A 26415-nucleotide genomic window follows, 5' to 3' on the forward strand; every position below is an offset into this window, starting at 1 on the left:
CTTCAGTCCACGAAGAGGAACTCGCTGGTGTTGAGGAGCATGCGGCAGAAGTTCGCCGTCCCGTGGCTCGCGAGATACTCGGCCCACGCGCCGGCCTCGTCGCTCTCCGGCGGACGGCCGAGGACCAAGTCGAAGGCGACCGCGACCCGCGCCCGGGCGTCGGCGGCGAGCCCGTCGACGCGGCGGGCGAGATGCTCGGACTGACGGATCAGGAACGGGTCGTTGAGCAAGGCGAGGGCCTGGAGCGGGGTGACCGACGCGTTCCGCGCCGGGGTCAACTGCGAGGCGTCCGCGGCGTCGAAGACGTCCATGAACGGATCGGGGAGCGTCCGGAAGAGGAAGCGATACACGCTCCGCCGCCCGGCGCCGGGCGCGTCCCAGTCATAGGAAGCGTATTCGACGGTGGGCGTGACGTGCACGCCCGGCCCCAGGGTGAAGTGGCGGATCGACGGCCCACCCATCGTCGCGTCGAGCCGCCCCGCGACGGCGAGGACCGCGTCGCGGATCGACTCGGCGTCGAGCCGGGTGCGGTTCATCCGCCAGAGGAGCCTGTTGTCGCCGTCGACCGCCGCCTTCCCCGCATCGTGCCGCGACGCTTGGCGGTAGGCGGCGGAAGTGACGATGAGGCGATCGAGCGACTTGAGCGACCCCCCTCCCTCGCGGAACGTCCAGGCCAGCCAGTCGAGCAGCTCGGGATGAGTCGGCGCGGCGCCCATGCGGCCGAAGTCGTTGGGGGTGTCGACGAGGCCGCGGCCGAAATGGGCCTGCCAGGCGCGGTTGACGATCGACCGCCAGGTCAGCGGATTCGCTTCCTCGGACAACCATTTCGCCAGGGCGATGCGGCGGTCCGATTCCTTGGGCAGGTCGAACCGGGACTCCAGCCCGGCCACGCACCCGAGCGCCCCGGGGACGGCCGGCGCCCCCGGGTTGCGGATGTCCCCTCGCTTCAGGACGAACACTGGACGAGGCTCCGCGACGGGCTTGTGGCTGCCGTCCGGCGTGAACTGGCTCGCCGCGGCGTAGACCGAGCGGGCCGGTGGGAGCGCGGCGATTCGACGATCCAGGTACTCGGCCAGATGGATGGCCCCGAGCTCGCGACGTTGCTCGGGCGTTCGGCGCTCGGGCGGGATTTCCAGCAGGGCGACGATCGGGCCGGGGAGCGAGCCCACGCGCGCCGGGCGGGGGGCGGAGGCGACCGAGATCCGGAAGCGGCCGATCGCATGGCCGGCGGGGTAGGTCTGCCGCAGGACGAAGCGGAGCCTGACGCCACCGCCCGCCCCGCCCACGTCCTCGCGGAACTCGAAGACCCCTTCGTGCGGCTTGCCGACCTCGGGATGGATCCCCCACGCGGTCTTCGTGTCGCCATCGACGGCCCCCGCGATCCCCCAGCCGGGCTGGTCGTAATCGGACGCGGCCCTCGCGATCGGGGCGGGCCGCCAGTCGTCGGGGGCGGCCGACGACGCCTGGAAGACCTCGACGTCGGTCAGGTGGAGGTTGCCGTTCGCGTTCCGGCCGGGGCCGCCGCTCGGGAGTCGCTCGTCGGGGAGCAGTTCCAGCCGGAACGCGGTGATTCCGACGAGGTCGGTCCTCGCGGTGATCGTGTAGGTCTGCTCGGCCGGGGAGGGCCCCTCCGCCAGGATCGATCGATCGGGCTGGATCGTCAGGGACGTCCCGGCCTCGGCCTTCAGCTCCGGGGAGATCAGGGGCGACCAGGGGATCCTCGGACCCCGGAGCTCGGCCGCCCAGGCGGCGACCTCGGCCTGGATCGCGTCGCCCTGGAGCGAGGCCAAGAGTTCCGGGTCGCCGGACGCGAGGGCTTTCCGGCGCTCGGTCAGCTCGCGGCGAAGCCGGTGGACCTCGGGGTCTGGGTCGTACGTCCGATCTGCCCGGCCCACTCCGGCGAACACGGCCTGGAGTCCGTAGTATTCGGCCTGGCTGATCGGGTCGAACTTGTGGTCGTGGCAGCGGGCGCAGTGGACCGTGCTGCTGACGAACGTGGACATCACCGTAGCCACCATGTCGTCGCGATCGAGGTAATGGCCGACCTGCCGGTCCAGGCTGTCCTCGCGGATGTCGCGCAGCGAGCTCTCGTCCCAGGGGCCGGCCGCCAGGAAGCCGAGCGCCGGGGTCAGCTCCGGCTCGTCGGGATAGAGGGCGTCGGCGGCCACCTGCTCGCGGACGAATCGCGCGTACGGCTTGTCGCGGTTGAACGAATCGATGAGGTAGTCTCGATACGGCCAGGCGTTGGGGCGGATCCGATCCTGGTCGTGGCCGTGGGTCTCGGCGAAGTGGGCCAGGTCCATCCAGCGCCGGGCCCAACGTTCGCCATAATGCGGGCTGGCTAGCAGGCGATCGACGAGGCGTTCGTAGGCGTCGGCCGCGGGGTCGGCGAGGAACGCCGCGATCTCCTCCGGCAACGGCGGGAGGCCGATCAGGTCGAAGGTCGCGCGGCGGATCAGCGTCCGGCGATCGGCCTCGTCCGAAGGCGACAGCCCCTCGCGACGAAGCCGATCCAGGAGGAAGGCGTCGATGGGATTCCTGGCCCGACCTCGGTCGGCCCCGTCGAGTTCGGGGACGGCGGGCGGCTCGATCGGACGGAGCGCCCAGCCGCCTTTCGCGGCTTCTACGCTGCCGGGCTCGGAAGCGTCCCTCGGGTCGAAGGCCCCCTGCTCGATCCAGCGGCGGAGGTCCGCGATCGCAGCTTCGGGAAGCTTTCCCTTGGGGGGCATCGGCTCGACCTCGGCGTCAGCCCCCTGCTCGACCGCGAGGATCAAGAGGCTCTCGTCGGGGAGGCCCGGAGCGACCGCCGGGCCCGAGTCGCCCCCGGCGCGGGCCGCCTCGCGGTCGTCGAGTCGGAGGCCCCCCTTGGCCTTCGCGGCCTCGGTCGAGTGGCAGGGATAGCAGTGCTCGATCAGGACCGGCCGCACCCTGGCCTCGAAGAAGTCGCGCGAGGCCGCGTCGTCGGCCCGCGCCGCTGTGACGCAGGAGACGAGGAGCAACCCCCAGCATCGCAAGGCGTTCCGGTTTCCCAATCCTCGCATCCGATCCGCCCCTTCAAGATTCGATGTGGCCACCGACTCGGGGCCATGTTACCCCCTCCTCACCTCGCCCACACGCTCATTCGCCGAAACGGCCGGCCGAGGCCCAGCCCGGCGCGGCGGGAATCACTCCGCCTTCGAGACCCGGACGAGCACCCGACCGTATCGGGTCAATCGGGGCGTCCCGCGGTCGGTCACGCTGAGCAGGATCGGGATCGACTCTCCGGCGAACTCGGGACCGATGACGAGCCTCGCCAGCTTCTGGTCCGCCCCTTCGATGACGATCCGGCGATCGCTCGCCGGGAACGTCGGGTAGACCCGCCAGCGAACTTCGAGGTCGTCGCCGTCGGGATCGCTCGATCCGCCGGCGTCGAGGTCGATGTCCTCCCCGGGGTCGATGCGACGCTCGCGGTCGCCGGCGATCCGCACGATCGGCGGGTGGTTGGCTCCGGAGGACGGCCGGACGCACCAGTCCAGCCGGGCCTGGAAATCGGCCTGGAACGCCGGCCGCCAGCGATAGACCGACGACATCCGGGCGTCGGGGTCGCGCGAGACATCGAGGTCCGACTCGGGGACGTCGGTCAGCCGCCGGCCCTCGCCTTCGAACCGCCCTCCCCAACTCCCAAGGTCGAGGCGATCCGGGTCGCCGAGCCCGTTGGGGACCAGCGCCAGGAACGACGGGGTGTCGCCCTCCTTGATGCCGCGGACCGGGCCGAGGGTGGAGGACCAGATGTCGCCGCCGCGATAGTCCGGGTACAGGTCGCCCAGGGGACCGTGGCCGTGGATGTTCTCGCGGACCCATGCCGACGAGGCCAGCTCGGCGTCGCCGCCGCGATACATCCCGCGGTAGGCGCGGCGCTGGGTGATCGTGAAGAGTTCGGAGAACTGGTCGCGGATCCAGGGCCCCGTCGAATCCTGGTCGCCGATCGCGTGGACCCGGAGCTTCGCGAGGAATCGACCGGCCTCGCCAGGGCTCCGCCGCCGCCGGACCGTGTCGAGGGCCTGGGCTAGGTCGGCGGTCCCTCCCCAGACGACGACCCACACCGGACGAGGGTCCGGCCGATCGATCACGCGGATCAGCCAATCGGACGCCTCGGTCTCCTTCCCCTCCCCGACGCTCGTCCCGACGGCCGCCTTCAGCCCGGCGATCGGCTGACCCGCCTTGACGACTTCGCGCAGGCGCTGGGCCGGCGGATAGCGGGGGTCGTGAAGGACCAGGTTGGGCCGGACCCGCTCGTAGGCGTCGACGACGCGTCGGATCAGGTCGGGGCGGACGGATTGGCCGTGTCCCAGGTTCGACGAGGCGATCAGGCCCTCGACGTCGAACTCGTTCGTGTAGAGCATCAGGCGGATGAGCGACTGGCCGTCGTCGGGCTCGGCCTCGCCGGCGGTCAGGCTGCTGACGTCGGTGAGGACCACCAGCCGGGTCCGTTGCGGGGATGATTCCGCTCGAACCGCGACCGTCCAGGCGAGCGCGAGCAGGACGGCGATCGGGATCTTCATGGGCCACTTCCGGTCGAACGTTCGGAGCTACCGCCCGGCCCAGCGGGCGACCTCGGGCGTGTAGCGTTCACCGGCCGCCGCGCCGGGCGGGAAGGCGGCGTCGAGCCGCGCTAGATCGTCGGGAGACAGCGAGACGCCCTCGGCCGCCAGGTTCTCTTCCAGGTGCGTGCGACGTTTCATACCGGGGATCGGGATCACGTCCGCGCCTCGCGAGAGCACCCAGGCGAGGGCGATCTGGGCGGGCGTCGCGCCATGAGATTGGGCGATCTCCTCTAGGGGCCGCAGGAGTTCCAGGTTGGCCGCGAGATTCTCGCCAGCGAACCGAGGGTTGTCCGCCCGCCAGTCACCCTCGGCGATGCGGTCGCGGCCGGTCACGGCTCCGGTCAGGAAACCTCGGCCCAGCGGGCTGAACGGTACGAAGGCCACGCCCAGCTCGCGACAGGTCGGCAGCACCTCGGCCTCGGGTTCGCGGGTCCAGAGCGAATACTCGGACTGGAGGGCCGTGATCGGATGGACGGCGTGGGCCCGGCGAAGGGTGGCTGCCGAGACCTCCGAGAGCCCCAGGCATCGGACCTTCCCGGCGGCCGCCAGCTCGGCCATCGCGCCGATCGATTCCTCGACCGGAACGTCGGGATCGAGCCGGTGCAGGTAGTACAGGTCGATGATGTCGGTCCGCAGCCGCCGCAGGCTCGCCTCGCAGGCCGCCCGGATGCGACCCGGTCGTCCGTCCACGCCGACGACCTCCGCGCCGTCCGGCGCCGTCCGCTTCACCCAGCCCGTCTTGGTGGCGAGCACGAACTCCGGGCGCCGGGATTCGAGCGTGCGGCCGATGAGCGACTCGTTGTGGCCGTCGCCGTAGGAATCGGCGGTGTCGATCAGGTTGACGCCGAGGTCGAGGGCTCGATGCAACGTCGCCGCGGATTCGATTTCGTCGGCCGGGCCGTAAGAGCCCGACATGCCCCAGCACCCCAGCCCGATCGCCGAGACGCGGAGCCCGCTCGACCCCAGATCTGTTCGCCGCATGAGGATCCTCCGTCGTTCGGAGCCGACGCGTCGGTCGACCAGCACCGGACCTCCAGGCTAGAGCATCCGGGGGCCTCAGGATAGCCTCCCCTTCGCCGTCGCGGGCCCGGCGGCTTGTCTCGGCCCGTGCAGTTGCGATACTCGTCGTGGTCCGGCGACGGTCCGAGACGGGATCGGCGGGACCGACCCTGGAGGAGGCTGGAAATGGACGAGTCGTGGGATCCTTCGACGCGTTCCCTGGACCGACGATCGTTCCTCGGCGCCGCGGGCCTGGGGCTCTGCGCGGGCTCGCTCGCCGCCTCGCGGGCCGCCGGGGGTTCGGACCCCGGTCCCCTCCCCTGCCCGCTCGAAGCCTGGCGGAAGGGGCCCGTCGTCCTCGGCCGCGAGGGCGGCCCCGGCGACGGCTGGGTGCAGAACTTCACCTGCGCGGCCGAGCCTGGCGAGGGAGGACGCTGGCGGATCTGGTACTCGCTGACCGATCCCAAGTCCCGATACAACATCGCCGTGGCCGAGGGAGTCCCGGGCGAACGCATGGAGCGGCGGATCGCCGTGCTCTCCACCGGCGATCCCCAGGACGCCTCCTTCGCGATCGGCAACTTGCCGGCCGGGTGGAACCCGGTCCAGCCCGTCTACCTTCGACTCCCGGACGGCCGCCACCGACTCTATTTCTGGGCCCATGGCCCGCAGGTCGGCCGCTACCTGGCCGCCGAGAGCGACGACGGCCGGCGCTTTCGCGTGCTCGACCCGGACCGGCCTTGCCTCTATCACCTCAACGACCGCGCGGTCGGGGGCGAGGCGGCCGTCGCGGCCGGGCTGGTCGGCCAGGCCCGCAAGGTCGCCGTGCTAGCGAAGGGCGAATCCGCCGTCCCGGCCCGACTCATCTCGAACGACGTCGTCGACGTCTACCCCCTCCCCGGGGGCGGATACGAGATGTACTCGGTGGGCCTGATCGAGGTGCCGAAGGACGACCCCCGCTACATCGCCCATGACAACGCACCCGGCTGGGTCCGGGTGATCGACCGACGCACCAGCGAGGACGGCCTGGAATGGTCCGAGCCCCGCCGCGTGCTGATCCCGGACGAGCACGACCCCGTCGACCAGCAATTCTACTATCTGTCGGTCACCCGCACCGATCGCGGCCTGGTGGGGATGCTCGGGCACTACCGCGTGCAGGCCCAGACGATGGACCTGGAATGGTGCTTCTCCCAGGACGGCCTGAACTGGGAGAGGCCGCTTCGTCGAGCCTGGATCCCCCGAGGAAAGCCGGGCGAGCCGGACAGCTTCGGGATCTACGCTCCGCAATCCCTGGTCCAGCACGAGGGCCGGTGGTGGCTCTTTTACACCGGCGTCAACTCGTCCCACAACGGCAAGGAGGCGCACGACGAGCCGGGGAGCGTGGTGATGGCCGCCTCCTGCGAGTCCATCTGGGCCTAGCCGCGCCGACCTCGCGGGCCGCCCGCCTCGGGCCGCCGGGAGTATCGTCCCGGGGTCGAGGGGGCGGATCGGCGAGGGTTGGTCACTTCTTCGCGGGGCCGGTCTCGATCGGCGTGTCGTCGACGTTGCCCCAGTCGGCCCAGCTCTCGTAATAGTTCCGGGCGGGGTGGCCGAGGCGCTCGAAGACGAAGGCGTCGACCGAAGCCCGGCCGCCCCCCTGGCAGTGCGTGATGACCGGCTCGCCCGGCCGGACCCCGGCCTTCTCGAGCTTCGCGCGAAGCTCCTCGACGGGGAGGAACTTCCCCTCGGGCGTGACGAATCCCTGCCATTCCAGGTGGCACGCCTCCGGGATATGGCCCCCGCGACGCGACTTCTTGTCCTCGCCCGTGTATTCGGCCTCGGTCCGGGCGTCGATGATCCGCATCGACTTCGCGTCGATCGCGGAGAGCACCTCGGCGCGGGAGGCCCGGCGACCGGGCCGGAATTTCACCGAGAAGGCCAGGGGCTCGACCGCGGGGACCTCGACGGCGACGGGCCGACCTTCGGCCGCCCAGGCCGGGAAGCCGCCGTCGACGAGCCCGACCCGATCGACGCCCAGGTAGCCGAGAAGCCACCAGAGACGGGCGGCGTCGAGCTGACGTTTGGCGTCGTAGACGAGGACCTTCGTCTCGGGGCCGATCCCCAGCGGCCGGATCCAGTCCTCCCAGGCGGTCCGGTCGGTCAGAGCGCCGGGCTTGGCCGCCATCGCCTCGACGGCCTTCGCATCGACCCAGACGGCGCCCGGGATGTGGCCCTTGTCGTAATCGGGTCGAGGACGGGCGTCGATCAACCGCAGGTTCGGCTCTCCCAGGCGAGCCTGAAGCTCCTCGAAGCCGACGAGGGTCGCCGCCGATGCGGGGGCCTCGCCGTCGTCGATCAGGGAAACCGGCAGGAGCATCAACGCCAGGGATTGGAGGATGGTCAGAAGCATGGCCGCGTCACTCTCCTCGCAAAGGTTCGTCGCGATTCCGAATCACGACCCGGAACGGCGATCCTGCGAGCCCGCAGGAGCACGGGATTGTCGCGCCATGGTCGCCCGAGTAATATCGGATGTCAATATCGACATTGGAGATCGGAAGCCGTGAGCGAGCTGTTGACCCGGATCTTCTTCGGCGGTTTCGTGCGGATGCACGTGCTCTACCACGCCGTGCGGGAGCCGATCTACGGGGTCGAGATGATGGAGGAACTGGCCCGGCACGGCTACGAGGTGGGCCCGGGCACCCTCTACCCGATGCTCCACCAGCTGGAGCAGGCCGGCTATCTCGTCTCTCAAGCCGAGGTCGTCGGCGGCAAGCAGCGGAAATACTACCGGGCCACCGACGAGGGGTCGCAGGCGCTCGAGGACGCGAAGGCGAGGCTCCGCGAGCTGGTCAAGGAGGTCCTCCACGACGACCCGCCCACGCCTTCGATCCGACCGAGCCCCGCGCCTGACGAATGACCGGGGCGACGACCCGCCCATCCGGCCGCAAGCCCCGAACCGGGACCCGCGAGACGCCCATGAACCCGATCGACTTCGCCCTCAAACGCCCCCTGACGGTCATGGTCGCTGTCGCGGCCGTGGCCATGGGGAGCGTCCTCGCCGTGCTCCGGATGCCGATCGACGTCTTCCCGAACCTGAACCTCCCGGTGGTCTACGTCTGCCAGCCTTACGGCGGGATGGACCCGGCGCAGATGGAAGGGCTGCTCACCAACTATTACGAGTACCACTTCCTGTACATCTCCGGCATCCACCACGTCGAATCGAGGAACGTGCAGGGGATGGCCCTGATGAAGCTGTTCTTCCACCCCGGCACGAACATGGCCCAGGCCATGGCCGAGACGATCGGCTACGTCACGCGGTCGCGGGCGTTCATGCCGCCGGGGACCGTCTCGCCGTTCATCACCCGATTCGACGCCGGCAGCGTCCCGGTCGGGTATCTCGTCCTCTCCAGCCAGACGAAGTCGATCGGCGAGATCCAGGACCAGGCGCTCTTCAAGGTCCGGCCGATGTTCGCGGGCCTGCCGGGAGTCTCGGCCCCGCCCCCCTTCGGCGGCAGCCAGCGGACGGTCCTCGTCCGCCTGGACCCCGATCGGCTGCGGTCGTACGCCATGTCGCCGAACGAGGTCATCCAGGCGCTCTCGGCCGGCAACGTCATCAGCCCGTCGGGCACGGTCCGCATCGAGGACTCCATGCCCATCGTGCCGGTGAACTCGCTGGTCAAGGACGTGAACGAGCTGCTCACGATCCCGATCCGGCCCGGCGTGGAGCCGACGGTCTACCTTCGCGACGTCGCCACGGTCCAGGACGGCTCCGACGTCCCGGTCGGCTACGCCCTCGTGAACGGCCGCCGCGCGGTCTACATCCTCGTGACCAAGCGCGCCGACGCCTCGACGCTCGCGGTCGTCGACAACGTAAAACGCGCGCTCCCCGACATGCGCGCCGTGCTCCCGGACGACATCCAGGTCCGCTTCGAGTTCGACCAGTCCCCCACCGTCACCCGCTCGATCCAAAGCCTCGTGCTCGAAGGGGCGATGGGCGCGGGGCTGATCGGGCTCTTGACGCTCGTGTTCCTGCGCGACTGGCGGAGCGTCGTGGTCATCGTCCTGAACATCCCGTTCGCGATCTGCGGCGCGCTCGTGGGGCTCTGGCTCTCGGGGCAGACCCTCAACATCATGACGCTGGGGGGCCTGGCGCTGGCGGTCGGCATCCTGGTCGACGAATCGACGGTCGAGATCGAGAACATCCACGCCAAGCTGGAAGGGACGGAATCCGTGGCGCTGGCCGTCCGCCGGGGCAACCTGGACACGGCCGTCCCCCGCTTGCTGGCGATGCTCTGCGTGCTGGCCGTCTTCATACCATCGTTCTTCATGCAAGGGGCGGCTCAGGCCCTGTTCGTGCCGCTTTCGCTCGCGGTGGGCTTCGCGATGGTCAGCTCGTACCTGCTCTCCAGCACGTTCGTCCCGGTGCTCTCCGCCTGGATGTTGAGGGGCCATCGCATCGAATCGGGCGGGACCCGAAGACGTCCCCCGTTCGAACGATTCCGGGACGGATTCGCCTCGACCGCGGCCGGCATCCTGCACGCCCGATGGCTGGTCGTGATCGTCTACCTGGCCGCGGCCGGGCTGGTGCTCCTCGCCGTCGGCCGAAACCTGGGCCTGGAGATCTTCCCCCGCGTCGACGCCGGCCGGTTCCAGCTCCGGCTGAAGGCGCCCGCCGGCACCCGCATCGAGAAGACCGAGAAGATCGTCAAGGACGCCCTGGCCGCGATCGCCGGGGAAGCCGGCGAGGATGCGGTCGAGATCTCCGTCGGCTACGTCGGCCTCATCCCTTCGAGCTATCCCATCAATGCCATCTACCAGTGGACGGGTGGGCCCGAGGAGGCCGTCGTCCGGGTGGCGCTCCGGGAGGAGGCCGGCGTCGAGGTCGAGGCGCTCAAGCGCAGGCTCCGCGATCGACTCGCGGCGTCGGCACCCGGCGTCCAGTTCTCGTTCGAGCCGGCCGACATCGTGAGCGACGTCATGAGCTTCGGCTCGCCGACGCCGGTCGAGGTGGCCGTGAGCGGGCCCAGCTTCCCCGACAGCCGCGCCCACGCGGAGAAGATCCGCCGCGAGCTGGCCGCCGTCCCCACGCTTCGCGACGTGCGTTACGGGCAGGCGCTCGACTACCCCACCGTGGGCGTCCGGATCGACCGCGAGCGTGCGGGCCTGAGCGGCGTCACCACCGAGGAGATCGCACGGTCCCTCGTGACCGCCACGTCGTCCAGCCGCTTCGTGGTCCCCAACTACTGGCCCGACCCCAAGACGGGCATAGGCTATCAGGTGCAGGTGGAGATCCCCTATCAGGTGATGGATTCCATTGAGGACGTCGCCACCCTCCCCGTGCAGCGTTCCGGCGGCCCGTCGCTCCTCCTTCGAGACGTGGCCGACGTGGCGCCCGGCACGATGCCCGGCGAGTACGACCGCTACAACATGAAGCGGATGCTGACGCTCACGGCGAACGTCGTCGGCGAGGACCTCGGCCGGGCCGCCGATCGCGTGGCCGCGGCCGTGGCAAGGGCGGGCGAGCCGCCGAAGGGGGTCATGGTCGACGTCCGGGGCCAGATCGCCCCCATGCGCGAGATCCTCCGGGGACTCGCGATCGGGCTGGGAATGTCGGTGGCGGTGATCCTGCTCCTCCTGACGGCCAACTTCCAGTCGATCCGCCTCGCCCTGGTGGCCGTCGCCTCGGCCCCCGCGACGATGGCCGGGGTCGTCGTCGCCCTCGCCCTCACGGGGACCACGGCCAACCTCCAGTCGTTCATGGGCGCGATCATGGCCCTCGGCGTGGCGGTGGCGAACGCGATCCTGCTCGTGACCTTCGCGGAGCGGGAGCGGCTGGCCGGGGCCTCGGCCCGCGATGCGGCCGTCCGGGGCGTGCGCGACCGACTTCGGCCGATCCTCATGACCAGCCTGGCCATGATCGCCGGCATGGCGCCGATGGCCCTGGGGCTGGGCGAAGGGGGCGAGCAGACCGCCCCCCTGGGACGCGCCGTGATCGGGGGCCTCTCGGCGTCGACGCTCGCCACCCTCTTCGTGCTCCCCTCCGTGTTCGCGGTCGTCATGGGCGGCGTCGACCGCCGCTCGGCCTCGCTCCATCCCTTCGACCCCGCGAGCGCCCGGTTCGTCGGCGAGGACGAACAAGTCGCCCTCGCGGCCCGCAACGGCGTCCACCCGCCGGTTGCACAGGCGTCGAAGCGAGAACACTCCGAATCCGCGACCACCACTCCAGGACCAGCCACGCCATGAATCCGAGACAATCCGTGACCTGGTCATCGCGCGGACGCCTGGCAGCCAGGACGACCCTGCTCGTGATCGTTTGCGGCGCGGGATGCACGCGATCGCCCGAGTCGGCCTCGAACCCGGCCCCGACCGCCCCCGGCGGGGTGCCGATCGTCACCGTCGCGACGGTGGCACCGCAACGCGGCCCGATCCGCAAGATGACGCGGGAGCCCGGCCAGATCGAGGCTTACGAGGCGACGTCGCTCCACGCGCGCGTCGGCGGTTACATCCGATCGATCGCCGTGGACGCCGGCGATCCCGTCAAGGCGGGCCAGGTGATCGCCGAGATCGACGTCCCCGAGCTGGACGCGGCCGCCGATCAGAAGCGGGCGCTCCTCGAACAGGCGGAGGCCGGCCGGAAGCAGGCGGACGCGGCGGTCGTCGTCGCCCAGGCCGCCGTCTCCACGGCCGAGGCCAGGATCGCCGAGGCCCGCGCGTCCATCCGTCGGACCGACGCCGACGCGGCGCGATGGCAGGCCGAGTACGAACGCACGAGCCGGCTCGTGCGCGAGGGCGCCGTGACCGGCTCCGTGCTCGATGAGGCGCAGAGCAAGCTGGAGTCCGCCCGCGCGACTCGCGACGAGGCGACGGCCCTCGTCCAGTCGGCCGAGGCCGCCCAGGCCCAGGCCCAGGCCGAACTAGTCCAGGCGCGGGCCGACGTGCCCGCGGCGGCCGCCCGCGTCGACGTCGCCAGGGCCGACCTCGAGGCGGCGGAAGCCATGGCTGGCTTTGGGAAGATCCTCGCCCCGTTCGACGGCGTCGTCACGCGCCGACATGTCCACCCGGGACATCTGACCATGCCCGGCGGGGCGGGCACGCCCCTCCTCGAAGTCGAGCGCATCGACCGGCTGCGGGTCGCCGTCGGCGTGCCCGAGGTCGACGCGACGTTCGTCCAGCCCGGCGACCCCGCCGAGGTCCGGGTCCAGGCCCTCGACGGCCGCACGGTGAAAGGGGCCGTCTCGCGGATCTCCTGGTCCCTCGACCGCGCCACCCGCACCCTCCGCACCGAGATCGACCTGGACAACCCCGACGGGACGCTGCGGCCGGGGCTCTACGCCTATGTGGCCATCGTCGCCGAGGAACGGCCCGACGCCCTGACCCTCCCCACGACCGCGATCGTCAAGGAGGGGGGCGAGACGTTTTGCGTGCTGGTCGAAGCCGGAACCGCGAGCCGCCGAAAGCTCCGGCTGGGCCTGACGGGCGGCGGCCTCGTCGAGATCCTGGATGGCCTGGAAGGGGGCGAGACGGTCGTCGCCGCCGAAGCCGCCTCGCTGGCGGACGGGCAGCCCGTCGCGCCTTCAAAAGCCACTCCGAAATGAGATCCCGCCGCTCTGATCGGATGGGGCGGCCGCTCCGACGCGGTGCGGACTTCGAGAGAGTTATCGAGCGCGGGCGGATCGCAAACCGATAATATCGGAGGCCGAAATCAACGATCCGGGGTAGAACTCCGGGGAATGGGCGTCCGAATCGCCAGGGAGGGCGTCTGAAATGAGACCAGCAGGACGAATTGGGCCTCGCCTGGCCTGGCTGGCGATCGCCGCTTGCTCCTTCCTTCCCGCATCACGGGCGCAGTCCCCGGCCGCGTCGGTCGGCCCCGCCCCCGGGGAGAGCTCGATTCCGAAAGTGCCGGCTCCTATGGACTTGCGATCGCCCACGGCCGCTGCGAGGTCCACCCTCGCGCCGATCGCGGACGAGGGCGATGCGACCGGGGTGCAGTCCTCGGCGGCCCGCCTGGACGACCCGGAGGACGTCGGCTTGCCGCTGGAGCCCGATCAGGAGATCTACCCGATCGACCTCCCCGGCGCGTTGCGGCTCGCCGGCGCCCGGGATTTGGACATCGCCATCGCGAAGACGCGGGTGGCGCAGGCGGCGGCCGACCTGTCGCAGGCCCGGGCGCTCTGGCTGCCGAGCATCTTCCTGGGCCCTAACTGGATCCGGCACGACGGCCAGGCCCAGATCGTCGAGGGTCCGGTCCGCAACATCAGCAAGAGTTCACTGTTCCTGGGCGGCACGGCGGCCTCGGGTTCGAGCGTGAGCGGGCCGGTCCCCGCCGGCGGCCCGGCGCAGGTGACCGGGCTCACGACGGTGCTGCGGTTCTCGGACGCCATCTTCGAGCCGCTCGCCGCCAACCAGGTGATGAACTCCCGGAAGGCCCGGGTCGCCGCCGCGGGCAACGACGCCCTGCTGGGCGTCGCCGAGGCGTATCTGGATCTTCAGGCCGCCGCCGGACGGCTGGCGATCGCCCGCGAGGCCGCGACCAACGCGGACCGGCTGGCCGCCCTCACCGGCTCGTTCGCACGCTCCGGGGCCGGCCTTGAGGCCGACTACCGCCGGACCCTCGCCGAGCGGGACCGTCGCCGCAAGCAGATCGAGGAGGCCGTGGGCGAGGTCGAGATGGCGTCCGCCGAGCTGGTCCGCAGGACGCGGCTCGACCCGCGGATCGTCGTGGCCCCGGTCGAGCCCGCCGAATCGGTCCTCCGCATGGTGGACGACGACCTCCCGATCGACGACCTGATCGTCGCGGGCCTGCAGAACCGCCCCGAACTCGCGGAAGCCCAGGCCCTGGTCTCCGCCACGCTGGTCCGGCTGAAACAGGCCAGGCTCCGGCCGTTCATCCCCAGCCTGGCGCTGCGTTTCTCGGGGGGCGGCTTCGGCGGCGGTCGCAACGACTTCTTCGGCGATTTCGCCGGCCGCAGCGACGCCGACGTCAACCTGTACTGGGAGCTGGCGAACCTGGGATTCACCGACCGGGCGATCCAGCGCCGCCGGGCCGCCGAGAACCAGCAGAGCGTCCTGGAACTCGTCAAGCTCCAGGACCGGGTCGCGGCGGAGGTCGTGCGGGCGGAGAAGCGTCGGACGGCCGCCCATCGCCAGATGGCCCGAGCCCGCACGGCGCTCCCGGAGGCGGCCCGGTCGCTCGACCTGAACTTCACCAACATCCGAGCCGGCTCCGGCCTGCCGGGAGCCACCCGGCCGATCGAGGTCCTGCAGCCCATCCAGGCCCTCGCCCAGGCGAGGGCGGACTACCTCGACTCGGTCCTGAGCTACAACCGGGCGCAGTTCCAGCTCTACCACGCGCTCGGCCGGCCGCCTCGTCCGGATGTCGAACCGGCCGTGCCCGAGCCTCCCGCCACCCCCTTCTCGCCGCCCGCCGAGGTCCACCGCCGGTCGTCCTGACCATGATCGAGGACGGTGCCGATCGCACCCTTCCGCCGTCGCCGGCGTCCGAGGAGACGGGTCGCGTCCGTCACGTCGACCCGTCGGAGCAAGGACGGACCGGGTCAGCCGCTCTCGCGCAATCCATCCCGAAATCGCAAGCCTCCCAGTCGTGACCTATCCTGGAGATGTGCGATCGCGCCCATTCCTCCCGCCTTCCATAGCGGGGGTCGAACGGGCGGCGCTGATCTCGGGATGATCCCGGTCGCGAAGGAGCGATCCGATCCAATGTTCGATCACATTCGAATGGACGAGGTCTCTCGTCCGGCCGCGGGGCGATCGTACCTCTTCGTGGAAAGGCCGAATGATCGTCCGTCGCCGATGGCGAGCGGCGGCGGCGATTCGTCGCGCCGGGACGCATCGGCCCACCCGCGAGGTCTTCCGGCTCGCGAGCCGCTCGGGTTCGCAGGTCCGGGGCGGGGGCGCCGCCCCGCCCCCGAAGTCCGCCAGGTCTTCTACGAGTGGGACGTCCTGGCCGACACGATCCTGGACTTCGGCCCCAACTGCGAGGAGGTGCTCGGCTATCGTCCGGCAGAGCTTCTCGGCCCGCTGGACATCTGGGCCGGGCACATCCATCCCGACGATCGGGATCGCTTCCTCAGCGATCTCGACCCGATCCGGGTCAGCCGCGATCCTTTCCAGCTGCAGTACCGATTCCTCCACAAGTCGGGCCGCTACATCACCCTCCGCGACACGGGGCAGCTCCTCGGCGACGGCTCCGGGCCGCCGACGCGAGGCGTCGGCTTCGTCAGCGACGTGACCGAGCAGGTGCAGGCCGAAGAGCTCCTGATCGAACGCGAGTCGATCCTCCAGGGCTTCTTCAACAGCGCCCCGATGGGGATGTACATCCTCGAATTACTGGACGATGACCTGAGGATGCTCTCCGTGAATCCGTCGGGGGTCGCCCACTTCGGGATCCCCGAGGAGGCGATCCGGGGACGACTGCTGTCGGAGCTGGGCTACGATCGCCAGACGATCGACCTCTGGATCGGCCGCTATCGAGCGTCCCTCCGGGACGGCCGACCGGCCCGGTACGAGTACGCCGACGAATCGCCGTCGGGCCCGGTCTGGTTCTCCGGGACGCTCGCTCCCATCCCCGGCCCGCCGGCGGCTCGCCCTCGGTTCTGCTTCATCGCGGAGGACGTCACCGGGCGGAAGCGCGCCGAGCGGGAGCTGGAGGCGCTGAACCGCGACAGCCAGGCGATCATGGACACGATCCCCGACGTCCTCTACGTGCTCGACCGCGACGGCCGCGTGGTGCGCTGGAACCGCAGCCTGGAACGCGCCATCGGCTGGACGGCCGAAGAGGTCCGGGGCCGCCCCGCCCTCGACTTCTTCCCGACCGATCAACACGCGAGCGTGGCCTCGGCCATTCGTATGGACGACTCGGACTCGGGGCGGAGAATCATCGAGGCGTGCGCCTGGAACCACGACGGGACCACGACCCCCTACCAGTTCGTCAGCGCGTCGCTGCGGGACGACGAGGGCCGCGTCGTGGGGCTCGCGGGCATCGGCCGGAACATGACCGAACGGAACGCGCTGGAAGCGGCGCTTCGGGCGCAGGCCGAGGCCGTCGAGACGATCAATCGGGTGGGCCGATCGCTCTCCGCCGAGCTGGATCTGGAGACCCTCGTCCGCTCGATCAGCGACGCCTCGGTCCTGCTCTCCGGGGCCTCCTGCGGCGCGTTCGTGCCGGTCGGACTCGGCGACCACCATCCCTCGCTCGTCGCGGATTCGGCGCCCCCGCCGTTCGGCCACCCTTGCCCGTCGCTCCGCCGGTGCGCCGAGCTGCTGGGGCCGACGATGCGGAACTCCGAGACCGTCCGGCTGGACGACCTCGCCGCGGACGAGCGATTCCGCACGCTGGCCGAGCCCCTGTCCGCCGCCGACCCGCAGGGGCTCGTGAGCCTCCTGGCGGTCCCGGTCAAGGCCCGCAGCGGCGAGGTCCTGGGAGGGCTGATCCTGGGCCACGAACGCCGCGGCGCATTCGACGAGCGCGCCGAACTGCTGGTCTCGGGGCTCGCGGCCCAGGCCGCAGTCGCGCTGGACAACGCCCGCCTCGTGGAGGACCTGCAACGCAGCCGGGCCGAGATCGAGGCGGCCTACGACGAGACGATCGCCGGCTGGGCCCGCGCCCTGGACCTCCGCGACCAGGAGACCGAGGGGCACAGCCGTCGCGTCGCCGACCTGACGGTCCGCCTGGCCGAAGCCATGGGGATGAGCGACGACGAGTTGGTCCACGTCCGTCGCGGCGCCCTGCTGCACGACATCGGCAAGATGGGCATCCCCGACGGCGTCCTCCTCAAGCCCGGCCCCCTGGACGACGCCGAGTGGGAGGTCATGCGGCGGCACCCCACCTACGCCTACGAGATGCTCCGCCCCATCGCCTTCCTCGCCCCGGCGCTCGACATCCCTTACGGCCACCACGAGCGTTGGGACGGCACCGGCTATCCTCGCGGGCTGCGCAAGCGGCAGATCCCGCTGGCGGCGCGAATCTTCGCCGCCGTGGACATCTACGACGCCTTGATCTACGACCGCCCCTACCGCAAGGCCTGGCGGCCGGAGCGGGCGATCGCCTACATCCGATCGCTCGCGGGGACCCACCTCGACCCCGGCGTGGTCTCGACCTTCCTCCGACTCATGCGCGAGCCCGAACCCCGCCGCGCCGCGGGGCGACGGCAAATCCGGGTCCACCGCGATTCATTCCTGAGGACCTGGCGGTTCGCCCGATCGAGCCACGTCGAGGCGTAGGCCTGCCCGACGTCGCCCGATGACTCGCCGCGGGCGTCGGCCTTCCCTCGAACTCCCCCCGCCCCGACCTCCTCGTCGAGCGCCTCCTCCACCTCGCGAACCTCTCCTCTCGCCTCGCCTCGGCCCCCCATCCCGCTCGAGTCCTCGATCGCGCGGACCTCGCGTCGATCGTCCGGCCGACCTGCCGATCTCCTCGCCCTGCGGACATCCGCAGGGTTCCGGCGGCGGTCCACCTGACGCACCCTCGGCCCGACCGCCTCGGATCCGGTCGGGCCGAACTCCCTGCGCGTCGGGCGACCTCGCGACGAGAATCTTGACGAAATCTTGACGCCCCTCGCACGGACTTTGACGGCCGTTTGAGGCGGTCCCGGCTTTAATGACGACGGAGACAACGAACACCGGGGCTCGAACATGGACATCGCGTGGTTGGCGGCGGTAGCGGCGTTCTTCGGCGGCTGCGGCCTGGCGATCCGGATGATCGCCGGCCTGCGAGAGGAGGCGTGACGTGGACTGGACCTTGGCCCTCGCCGCGGGGACGGCGGTCGTCCTGAGCGGGTATCTCCTCGTCGCTTTGCTCAAGCCGGAGTGGTTCTCATGACGCTCAACGCACTCCTCCAGATCGCCATGTACCTCGCCGTCCTCGGCCTGTGCGTGCGGCCGCTCGGGTTGTTCATGGCGAGGGTCCACGAGGGCCGCATCCCCCTCGGAATGGGATTCCTGCGGCCGGTCGAGCGGCTGATTTATCGCGTTTGCAGGGTGGACGCGACCGTCGAGATGGACTGGAGACGCTACGCCTGGGCGCTCCTCTGGTTCAGTTTCGTGGGAATCTTGGTCGTCCACGCCGTGCAGCGGCTGCAGGGCGTCTTGCCCTGGAACCCGGAGGGCCTGCCCGCGGTCTCGTCGGACTCCTCGATCAATACGGCCGTCAGCTTCGTCACCAATACGAACTGGCAGGGCTACAGCGGCGAGACGACGATGAGCTATCTCACCCAGTCGGTCGCGCTGACGGTCCAGAACTTCGTCTCGGCCGCGGCGGGGATGGCGGTCCTCGTCGCGCTGGTCCGCGGCTTCGTCCGTCGCACGGCCGGGACGATCGGCAACTTCTGGGTCGACCTGACCCGGAGCGTCGTCTACATCCTCTTGCCGCTGTCGGCGATCCTCGCCCTAGCCCTGGTCTCGCAGGGGGTCGTTCAGACCTTCGCCGCCTCGCGCGAGGTCAGGCTCCTGGAAGCGGCCGCCGGGCCCGACGGAGCCGCGGCGACCCAGCGGATCGCCGTCGGACCGGCGGCCTCGCAGGTGGCGATCAAGCAGCTCGGCACCAACGGGGGCGGGTTCTTCAACGTCAACTCGGCGCACCCGCTGGAGAACCCCACGCCGCTCTCGAACTTCCTTCAGGTCCTGGCGATCCTGCTGATCCCGGCGGCCTTGTGCCTCACGTTCGGCGAGATGGTCGGAGACCGCAGGCAGGGATGGGCGTTGCTCGCCGCCATGTCGGTCTTGTTCGTCGCCATGCTCGCCTTGACGGTCGCGGCCGAGTCGCGCGGCAACCCTGTCCTGGACGCGCTCGGCGTGAGCCCGACGGGCGGCAACATGGAGGGCAAGGAGGTCCGATTCGGGGCCGCGAACTCGGCCCTGTGGGCGGTGGCGACCACCGCGGCCTCGAACGGCTCCGTGAACGCGATGCACGACTCGTTCAACCCGCTGGGGGGCCTCGCGGCCATGTGGCTCATGCAGCTCGGCGAGGTCGTCTTCGGCGGCGTCGGATCGGGGCTGTACGGCATGCTCGCCTTCGCGCTCGTGGCGGTCTTTCTCGCCGGACTGATGGTCGGCCGCACGCCGGAGTATCTGGGCAAGAAGATCGGGGCCTTCGAAATGAAGATGGCCTCGCTCGTGATCCTCCTGCCGTGTGCGATGGTCCTGGTGGGCACGGCCTTCGCCGTGATGCTCCCGCAAGGCAAGGCCGGCGTGTTCAACCCCGGCCCGCACGGCTTCAGCGAGGTGCTCTACGCCCTCTCGTCGGCATCCAACAACAACGGCAGCGCGTTCGCCGGGCTCGGCGCGAACACGCCCTTCTACAACGGCCTGCTGGGGCTGGCGATGCTCGTCGGCCGGTTCGGGGTCATGATCCCGATCCTGGCGATCGCTGGCTCGCTCGCCGCCAAGAAGTCCGTGCCCGTCGGCCCCGGCACGCTCCCCACCCACACGCCGCTCTTCGTGTTCCTGCTCGTGTCCGTGGTCGTCGCGGTGGGCGCCCTCTCCTTCTTCCCGGCCCTGGCGCTGGGGCCGATCGTCGAACAGCTCCTGCTCCCCTCCTGACCGAGGATCCTCAGACCATGACGCCCCATGCACGACAGTCGCCGGCCTTCGACCGCAAGCTTTTCCTCGAAGCGACCCGCGACTCGTTCCTCAAGCTCGCCCCCCGCAACCAGCTCAGGAACCCGGTGATGTTCGCCGTCTACCTGGGGAGCCTCCTCACGACGTGGCTCTGGATCCGATCCTTGACCACACCCACGGGCGAGCCTTCGGGATTCATCCTCGGGGTCGGCGCCTGGCTCTGGTTCACGGTCCTGTTCGCCAACTTCGCCGAGGCGATCGCCGAGGGGAACGGCAAGGCCCAGGCGGCGAGCCTTCGAAGATCCCGGACCGAGGTCGTCGCCCGCCGCCTGGTGGACCGTCGGGCGCGGACGACGGAGGACGTCCCCGCGCCCGACCTAAAGGTGGACGACCTGGTGATGGTCCACGCGGGCGAGATCATCCCCGCCGACGGCGAAGTCGTCGAGGGGGTCGCCTCGGTCGACGAGAGCGCCATCACGGGCGAGAGCGCGCCCGTCGTCCGCGAGAGCGGCGGCGACCGCAGCGCGGTCACCGGCGGGACGCGGGTCATCTCCGACTGGCTGCTGATCCGGGTGTCGACCCTGCCGGGCGAGAGCTTCCTCGACCGCATGATCGCCATGGTCGAGGGGGCGAAGCGGCAGAAGACGCCCAACGAGATCGCGCTGGCGATCCTGCTGGCCGCCCTGACGCTCGTCTTCCTGCTGGTCGTCGCCACGCTCCTCCCGTTCTCGCGATACAGCGTCGAGGCCTCCGGGCAGGGACGGCCGATCACGCTGACGGTGCTGACGGCCCTCTTCGTCTGCCTCGCCCCGACGACGATCGGGGCCCTGCTCTCGGCGATCGGCATCGCCGGGATGAACCGACTGAGCCGGGCCAACGTCATTGCCATGTCGGGCCGGGCCGTGGAGGCGGCCGGCGACGTGGACGTGCTGCTGCTCGACAAGACCGGCACGATCACCCTGGGCGATCGCCAGGCGACCCGCTTCCACCCCGCCGAGGGGGTGTCCGAGCGAGACCTGGCCGAGGCCGCCCAGGTCGCCTCGATCGCCGACGAGACCCCCGAGGGCCGCAGCATCGCGGTGCTCGCGAAGACCCGATTCGGGCTCCGCGGCCACGACCTCCAGGGTCGCGAGCACGAGTTCGTCCCCTTCACGGCCAACACTCGCATGAGCGGCGTCGACCTCGAAGGCCGGGTCATCCGCAAGGGCGCCGCCGACGCGGTGGATCGCCACATCCGCGATCAGGGCGGGACGACCCCGGCCTCGTTGCAGGAAGAGGTCCGGCGGATCTCCCGATCCGGCGGCACCCCGCTCGTCGTCAGCCGCGACGCCCAGGCGCTCGGCGTGATCGAGCTGAAGGACGTCGTGAAGGGGGGCATCAAGGAGCGGTTCTCCGAGCTTCGCCGCATGGGCATCAAGACCGTGATGATCACCGGCGACAACCCGCTCACCGCCGCCGCCATCGCCGCCGAGGCCGGCGTCGACGACTTCCTGGCCGAGGCGACCCCCGAGGCCAAACTGGCCCTGATCCGCGAATACCAGAAGGGCGGACGCCTGGTGGCGATGACCGGCGACGGCACCAACGACGCCCCGGCGCTCGCCCAGGCCGACGTCGCGGTCGCCATGAACACGGGGACTCAGGCGGCCAAGGAAGCCGGCAACATGGTCGACCTCGACTCGAACCCCACGAAGCTCATCGAGGTCGTCAACATCGGCAAACAGCTCCTCATGACCCGAGGCGCGCTGACCACCTTCAGCATCGCCAACGACGTGGCCAAATACTTCGCCATCCTGCCGGCCGCCTTCGCCGCGACCTTCCCCGTGCTCAAGTCGCTCGACGTGATGCGGCTGTCCTCGCCGGCGAGCGCCGTCCTGTCGGCGGTGATCTTCAACGCCTTGATCATCATCGCCCTGGTCCCCCTGGCCCTGAAGGGGGTCCGCTACCGGCCGGTCGGCGCCGCGCAGATCCTCCGGGACAACCTGCTCGTCTACGGCCTGGGCGGGCTGATCGTGCCGTTCGTCGGCATCAAGGCCATCGACACGCTGCTCTGGGCGATCGGGATCGCCTGAAGACTCCTGGCTCCTTTCGAGACGAGATCCATGAAGGAAGATTTTCGCACCGCCGTCTTGATGCTCACGGTCCTCACCGGGCTGACCGGCGTGGCCTATCCCCTCGCCGTCACGGCCGTCGCCCAGCTCGTCTTCCCGTCCCAGTCGGGGGGCGGCCTCGTCGTCCGCGGCGGCGAGGCCCTGGGTTCGTCGCTCATCGGCCAGCCGTTCCGCGAGCCCCGATACTTCTGGGGCCGCCCCTCGGCGACCTCGCCGACGCCGTACAACGCCGGGGCGTCGGCGGGCTCGAACCTCGGCCCGCTCAACCCCGCACTCCGGCAGAACGTCCGGGCCCGGATCGACGAGGTGCGAGGCGGCGACCCCTCCGTCGGACGCATCCCCGTCGATCTCGTCACCGCCTCGGGGAGCGGCCTCGACCCGCACATCAGCCCCGAGGCGGCCGAAGTCCAGGTCCCACGGGTGGCGAAGGCCCGGGGGAAGTCGGAAGATGAGGTCCGTCGGCTCGTGGCCCGCCACGTGGAGGGGAGGCAGTTCGGCCTGCTCGGCGAGCCTCGCGTGAACGTCCTCCTGCTCAACCTCGCGCTCGACGAGGCGACCCCAACACCATGAACGACGGCCGCCCCGATCCCGATTCCTTGCTGAGGCAGGTCCAGGCGGAGGAGTCCCGGCGAGGCCGGGGCGCGCTCAAGATCTTCTTCGGATACGCGGCCGGCGTGGGCAAGACCTACGCCATGCTGGAAGCCGCGCGGCGGGCCGTCGCGGCGGGACGCGAGGTGGTCGTCGGCTACGTCGAGCCCCACGGACGGCCCGACACCTCCGCCCTGCTCCAGGGGATGGAGGTCCTGCCGACCCGCGAGGTCGAGCACCGCGGCGTCGCGCTGCGGGAGTTCGACGTGGACGCGGCCCTGGCGCGGCGTCCCGAGCTGATCCTCGTCGACGAGCTGGCCCACACCAACGCCGAGGGCTGCCGCCACGCGAAGCGATGGCAGGACGTCGAGGAGCTTCTCGAAGCGGGAGTCCACGTCTGGACCACGCTCAACGTCCAGCACATCGAGAGCCTCAACGACGTGATCGGCCGCGTGACCGGCGTGACGGTCCGCGAGACCCTCCCCGACGGCGTCTTCGACCGGGCCGACGACCTGGAGCTGGTCGATGTCTCGCCCGAGGATCTGGTCGATCGGCTGAAAGCCGGCAAGGTCTACCGGCCCGAGCAGGCCGATCGGGCGCTGGCCGGCTACTTCCGGAAGTCGAACCTCGTGTCGCTCCGGGAGTTTTCGCTCCGGCAGGCCGCCCGCCGGGTCCAGTCCGACGTCGAGAACGCCCGCCGGGAGCGGTCGGCCACCGAGCCCTGGGCGACCGCGGACCGGCTGCTGGTCTGCGTGGGGCCGAGCCCGTCCACCGCCCGGGTCCTCCGCACGGCGAAGCGGCTGGCCTCGGCCCTCGACGCGCCCTGGATCGCCGCCTCGGTGGAGCGCGTGGGGATGACGGCCGACCCGGTCGTCCAGGAGCGGATGGCGACGCACTACCGACTCGCCGAGCGCCTGGGGGCCGAGGTGGTCGCGCTCTCGGGAGAGGACGTCGCCGCCGCCCTCCTCGACTGCGCGCGCTCCCGGAACGTGACCAGGATCCTCGTCGGCAAGACCGAACAGCCACGCTGGCGTCGGCTGTTCTCCGGCTCGATCGTCGACGAATTGCTCGAGCGCAGCGGAGACATCGACGTCTACGTGGTCCGCGGCGAAGGCGAACCGATCCGCCGGATCGGCTTCGGCCCCCCCGCCGCGGCCTCCGATCGGGCCGCCTATTACCGGGCCGCGGCGATTTTGGCCGCCGGCGCCCTCGTCGCCTCGCTCGCCGACCATATCGGGCTGGGCGAGGCCAACGTCGTCATGATCTTCCTCGCCTCAGTGGCGGTGACGGCCGCCCGCTGCGGCCGCGGGCCGTCGGTCCTGGCCAGCCTGCTCGCCGTGCTGATCTTCGATTTCGGATTCGTGCTCCCGCATTACACGCTCGCCGTCGCCGACACCCGATACGTCGTGACCTTCGGCGTCATGCTCGCCATCGCCCTCCTGGTCAGCACCCTCACGGCCCGCCTGAAGGCGCAGCTCGACGCGGGCAAGGTTCGGGAGAGGCGCCTCACGGCCCTGTACGAGCTGGGCAGGCAACTCGCCTCGATCTCCGGGGCGACCTTCCTCGCGTCGGCGGCGGCCCGGAAGGTCGCCGAGCTGACCGGAGGGGAGGTGGCCCTGTATCTGGGAAGCCCGGGCGAAGCCCCCGAGGTCGCGTTCGGCCGCAAGTCGACCATCGCCTCGCATCCGATCAGCGACCCGACCGCGCGGTGGGTGATCGAGCACGACCGGATGGCCGGGGCGGCCACCGACACCCTGCCCAACGCCGTCGCGCTCTTCCTGCCGCTGACCGCGTCGCAGCAGACCGTCGGCGCCCTCGCCGTGAGGACCGACTCGATCGAGAGGCTCCTGGAGCCCGACCAGAGGCGTCTCTTGGAGTCGTGCGCGGGGCAGCTCGCCCTGGCCGTCGAGCGCGACCGGATGTCGCTGGCCGCGGCCGACGCCCTGGTGAAGGCCCAGACCGAGCAGGTCCGCAACACGCTGCTCAACGGGGTGTCGCACGACCTGCGCACGCCGCTGGCCGCGATCGCCGGCGCGAGCGGCAGCCTGCTTCAGGGCGACGCGATGGATGATTCGACCCGTCGTCAACTTCTGGAAACGATCGCCGACGAGGCGACCCGCCTGACCCGGCTGCTGGAGAACATCCTCCAGATGTCCCGCCTCGACGCCGGCGCGGCGACGGCGCGGATGCAGTGGAACATCCTGGAGGAGGTGATCGGCTCGGCGCTGGTCCGCATGCGCCCGGATCTCGGCGATCGGCGGGTCGAGGTGTCGATCCCCGCCGACCTGCCGCTGCTCCTCCTGGACGGCCTGCTGCTGGAGCAGATGTTCGTCAACCTGCTGGAGAACGCCGCCCGCTACACGCCCGCGGGGGCGACGGTCTGGATCACGGCGCGTCCCGAGGCCCGTTGGCTTGTGGTCACCGTGGCCGACGACGGCCCCGGCCTGCCGCCCGGCTCGGAGGAGCGGATCTTCGAGAAGTTCGAGCGCGGCGCGCCCTCCGCCGACGCCGGGCGAGGTAGTGGCCTGGGGCTCGCCATCTGTCGGGCGGTGGCGAAGGTCCACGGCGGCTCCATCACGGCGGAGAATCGTCCCGGAGGCGGGGTGCAGTTCCGCATCCGCCTCCCGCTCCCGGAGAATCCCCCGAAGGTCCAGACGGACCAGGTCTGAGGCCCTCCCCGCGACGATTCGGAGAGAACGACCGTGCCCGAACGAAGCCATCTCGTCCTGATCATCGACGACGAGCCCCCCATCCGGCGCTTCCTGCGGGCCTCGCTCACCGCCGAGGGGTACGGGGTGATCGAGGCCGAATCGGGGGAGTCCGGGCTGAGGCTCGCCGCCCGTCAGCCCCCGGATCTCGTGATCCTCGACCTCGGGCTGCCGGACGTCGACGGCCAGGATGTCCTCCTTCGCCTCCGGGAGTGGCTGACCGCCCCGGTGATCGTCCTTTCGGCGCGGGACCAGGAGCCGCAGAAGGTCGAAGCTCTCGACGGCGGCGCCGACGACTACCTGACGAAGCCGTTCGGCGTCGGCGAACTGCTCGCCCGCATCCGCACGGCGCTGCGGCACGCCCGCCCCGCCGGAGCGGAGTCGTCGATCCTCACGATCGGCGAGCTTCAGGTCGATCTCACCGCCCGGCAGGTGACTCTCGCCGGCGAGCGGCTCCCCCTAACCCCCCTGGAGTACAAGCTCCTGGTCACGCTGATGAGGCACTCGGGCAAGATGCTGACCCACCGATTCCTGCTCCGGGAGGTCTGGGGCCCGCATGCCTCCCAGGAGACGCACTACCTCCGCGTCTTCGTGGCGGGCCTGCGGCGCAAGCTGGGCGACGACCCCGCCCATTCCCGCTACATCGCCACCGAACAAGGCGTGGGCTACCGCTTCGCCGCCGAGTGAGAGCGAGATCACGGGCGCCTACCTGGACGATCGATTCGACGCCTAGCGAAAAAGCCAGCCTGCGGTGAACCGCAGGCTGGCTTTCAGTGGAGGCGGCGGGAACAAAGCCCAGTGGTCCGATCTGTTGCGGCGAAAGGAGTTGCGTCGAAGTCGCCATTCCTTATCTGACACGTTATCTGACACTCTCAG

Annotated in this window: 16 protein-coding genes; 12 read left to right on the top strand and 4 right to left on the bottom strand. The window is 70.7% G+C overall.

The window, feature by feature from the left end; translation table 11 throughout:
* Nucleotides 1-2: 2 nt before the first annotated feature.
* The 3 genes from G6O68_RS26990 to G6O68_RS27000 all read right to left on the bottom strand — a co-directional run bounded on the left by G6O68_RS26990 (nt 3) and on the right by G6O68_RS27000 (nt 5564).
* The gene (locus G6O68_RS26990) at nt 3-3041 is read right to left on the bottom strand and encodes a PSD1 and planctomycete cytochrome C domain-containing protein (RefSeq protein WP_165252009.1); all 3039 of its coding nucleotides are present in this window, start codon (nt 3039-3041) and stop codon (nt 3-5) included.
* Nucleotides 3042-3164: 123 nt separating this feature from the next.
* Nucleotides 3165-4541 (bottom strand): nucleoside hydrolase-like domain-containing protein, encoded by a 1377-nt coding sequence (locus tag G6O68_RS26995; RefSeq protein ID WP_165252011.1) that lies wholly within the window; start codon nt 4539-4541, stop codon nt 3165-3167.
* A gap of 27 nt (nt 4542-4568) precedes the next feature.
* Nucleotides 4569-5564, bottom strand: coding sequence for an aldo/keto reductase (locus G6O68_RS27000; RefSeq protein WP_165252013.1), 996 nt, complete (start codon nt 5562-5564; stop codon nt 4569-4571).
* A gap of 204 nt (nt 5565-5768) precedes the next feature.
* Here G6O68_RS27000 and G6O68_RS27005 point away from each other — a divergent pair, with 204 nt between their 5' ends.
* Nucleotides 5769-6998: a hypothetical protein gene (locus tag G6O68_RS27005; RefSeq protein WP_165252015.1), complete on the top strand. Its 1230-nt coding sequence runs from the start codon at nt 5769-5771 to the stop codon at nt 6996-6998.
* Nucleotides 6999-7080: 82 nt separating this feature from the next.
* Here the strand turns inward: G6O68_RS27005 and G6O68_RS27010 are convergent, their stop codons facing one another.
* On the bottom strand, nt 7081-7968 hold the full coding sequence (locus G6O68_RS27010) for a sulfurtransferase (RefSeq protein ID WP_165252026.1): 888 nt from the start codon (nt 7966-7968) through the stop codon (nt 7081-7083).
* Nucleotides 7969-8118: 150 nt separating this feature from the next.
* Between G6O68_RS27010 and G6O68_RS27015 the strand changes: the two genes are divergently transcribed.
* The 11 genes from G6O68_RS27015 (at nt 8119) to G6O68_RS27065 (ending at nt 26226) form a co-directional block, all read left to right on the top strand.
* Nucleotides 8119-8475, top strand: coding sequence for a PadR family transcriptional regulator (locus G6O68_RS27015; RefSeq protein ID WP_206108219.1), 357 nt, complete (start codon nt 8119-8121; stop codon nt 8473-8475).
* Between the two features lie 59 nt (nt 8476-8534).
* On the top strand, nt 8535-11801 hold the full coding sequence (locus G6O68_RS27020; RefSeq protein ID WP_165252028.1) for an efflux RND transporter permease subunit: 3267 nt from the start codon (nt 8535-8537) through the stop codon (nt 11799-11801).
* Nucleotides 11802-11815: 14 nt separating this feature from the next.
* The gene (locus tag G6O68_RS27025; RefSeq protein WP_165252030.1) at nt 11816-13153 is read left to right on the top strand and encodes an efflux RND transporter periplasmic adaptor subunit; all 1338 of its coding nucleotides are present in this window, start codon (nt 11816-11818) and stop codon (nt 13151-13153) included.
* A 316-nt stretch (nt 13154-13469) separates the two neighbouring features.
* Nucleotides 13470-15011: a TolC family protein gene (locus G6O68_RS27030; RefSeq protein WP_165252033.1), complete on the top strand. Its 1542-nt coding sequence runs from the start codon at nt 13470-13472 to the stop codon at nt 15009-15011.
* A 360-nt stretch (nt 15012-15371) separates the two neighbouring features.
* Nucleotides 15372-17801 carry a PAS domain S-box protein gene (locus G6O68_RS27035; protein ID WP_165252035.1) on the top strand — a complete coding sequence of 810 codons (2430 nt, stop codon included), beginning with the start codon at nt 15372-15374 and terminating at the stop codon, nt 17799-17801.
* A gap of 505 nt (nt 17802-18306) precedes the next feature.
* A complete protein-coding gene (locus tag G6O68_RS27040) occupies nt 18307-18399 on the top strand; it encodes a potassium-transporting ATPase subunit F (RefSeq protein WP_165252037.1) in 93 nt (30 codons plus the stop codon).
* Nucleotides 18396-20117 carry a potassium-transporting ATPase subunit KdpA gene (gene kdpA, locus G6O68_RS27045; protein WP_165252039.1) on the top strand — a complete coding sequence of 574 codons (1722 nt, stop codon included), beginning with the start codon at nt 18396-18398 and terminating at the stop codon, nt 20115-20117. Before G6O68_RS27040 ends, kdpA begins: the two co-directional genes overlap by 4 nt.
* Nucleotides 20118-20134: 17 nt before the next feature.
* Nucleotides 20135-22204: a potassium-transporting ATPase subunit KdpB gene (gene kdpB, locus G6O68_RS27050; RefSeq protein ID WP_165252041.1), complete on the top strand. Its 2070-nt coding sequence runs from the start codon at nt 20135-20137 to the stop codon at nt 22202-22204.
* Nucleotides 22205-22234: 30 nt separating this feature from the next.
* Nucleotides 22235-22813 (top strand): potassium-transporting ATPase subunit KdpC, encoded by a 579-nt coding sequence (kdpC, locus tag G6O68_RS27055; RefSeq protein ID WP_165252043.1) that lies wholly within the window; start codon nt 22235-22237, stop codon nt 22811-22813.
* Complete coding sequence (locus G6O68_RS27060) at nt 22810-25500, top strand: sensor histidine kinase (RefSeq protein WP_165252045.1); 2691 nt, start codon at nt 22810-22812, stop codon at nt 25498-25500. Before kdpC ends, G6O68_RS27060 begins: the two co-directional genes overlap by 4 nt.
* A gap of 33 nt (nt 25501-25533) precedes the next feature.
* Nucleotides 25534-26226, top strand: a complete 693-nt coding sequence (locus tag G6O68_RS27065) for a response regulator (protein WP_165252047.1) — start codon at nt 25534-25536, stop codon at nt 26224-26226.
* The last annotated feature ends 189 nt before the right edge of the window (nt 26227-26415 follow it).

The sequence above is a fragment of the Paludisphaera soli genome (assembly GCF_011064595.1).
Taxonomy (GTDB): domain Bacteria; phylum Planctomycetota; class Planctomycetia; order Isosphaerales; family Isosphaeraceae; genus Paludisphaera; species Paludisphaera soli.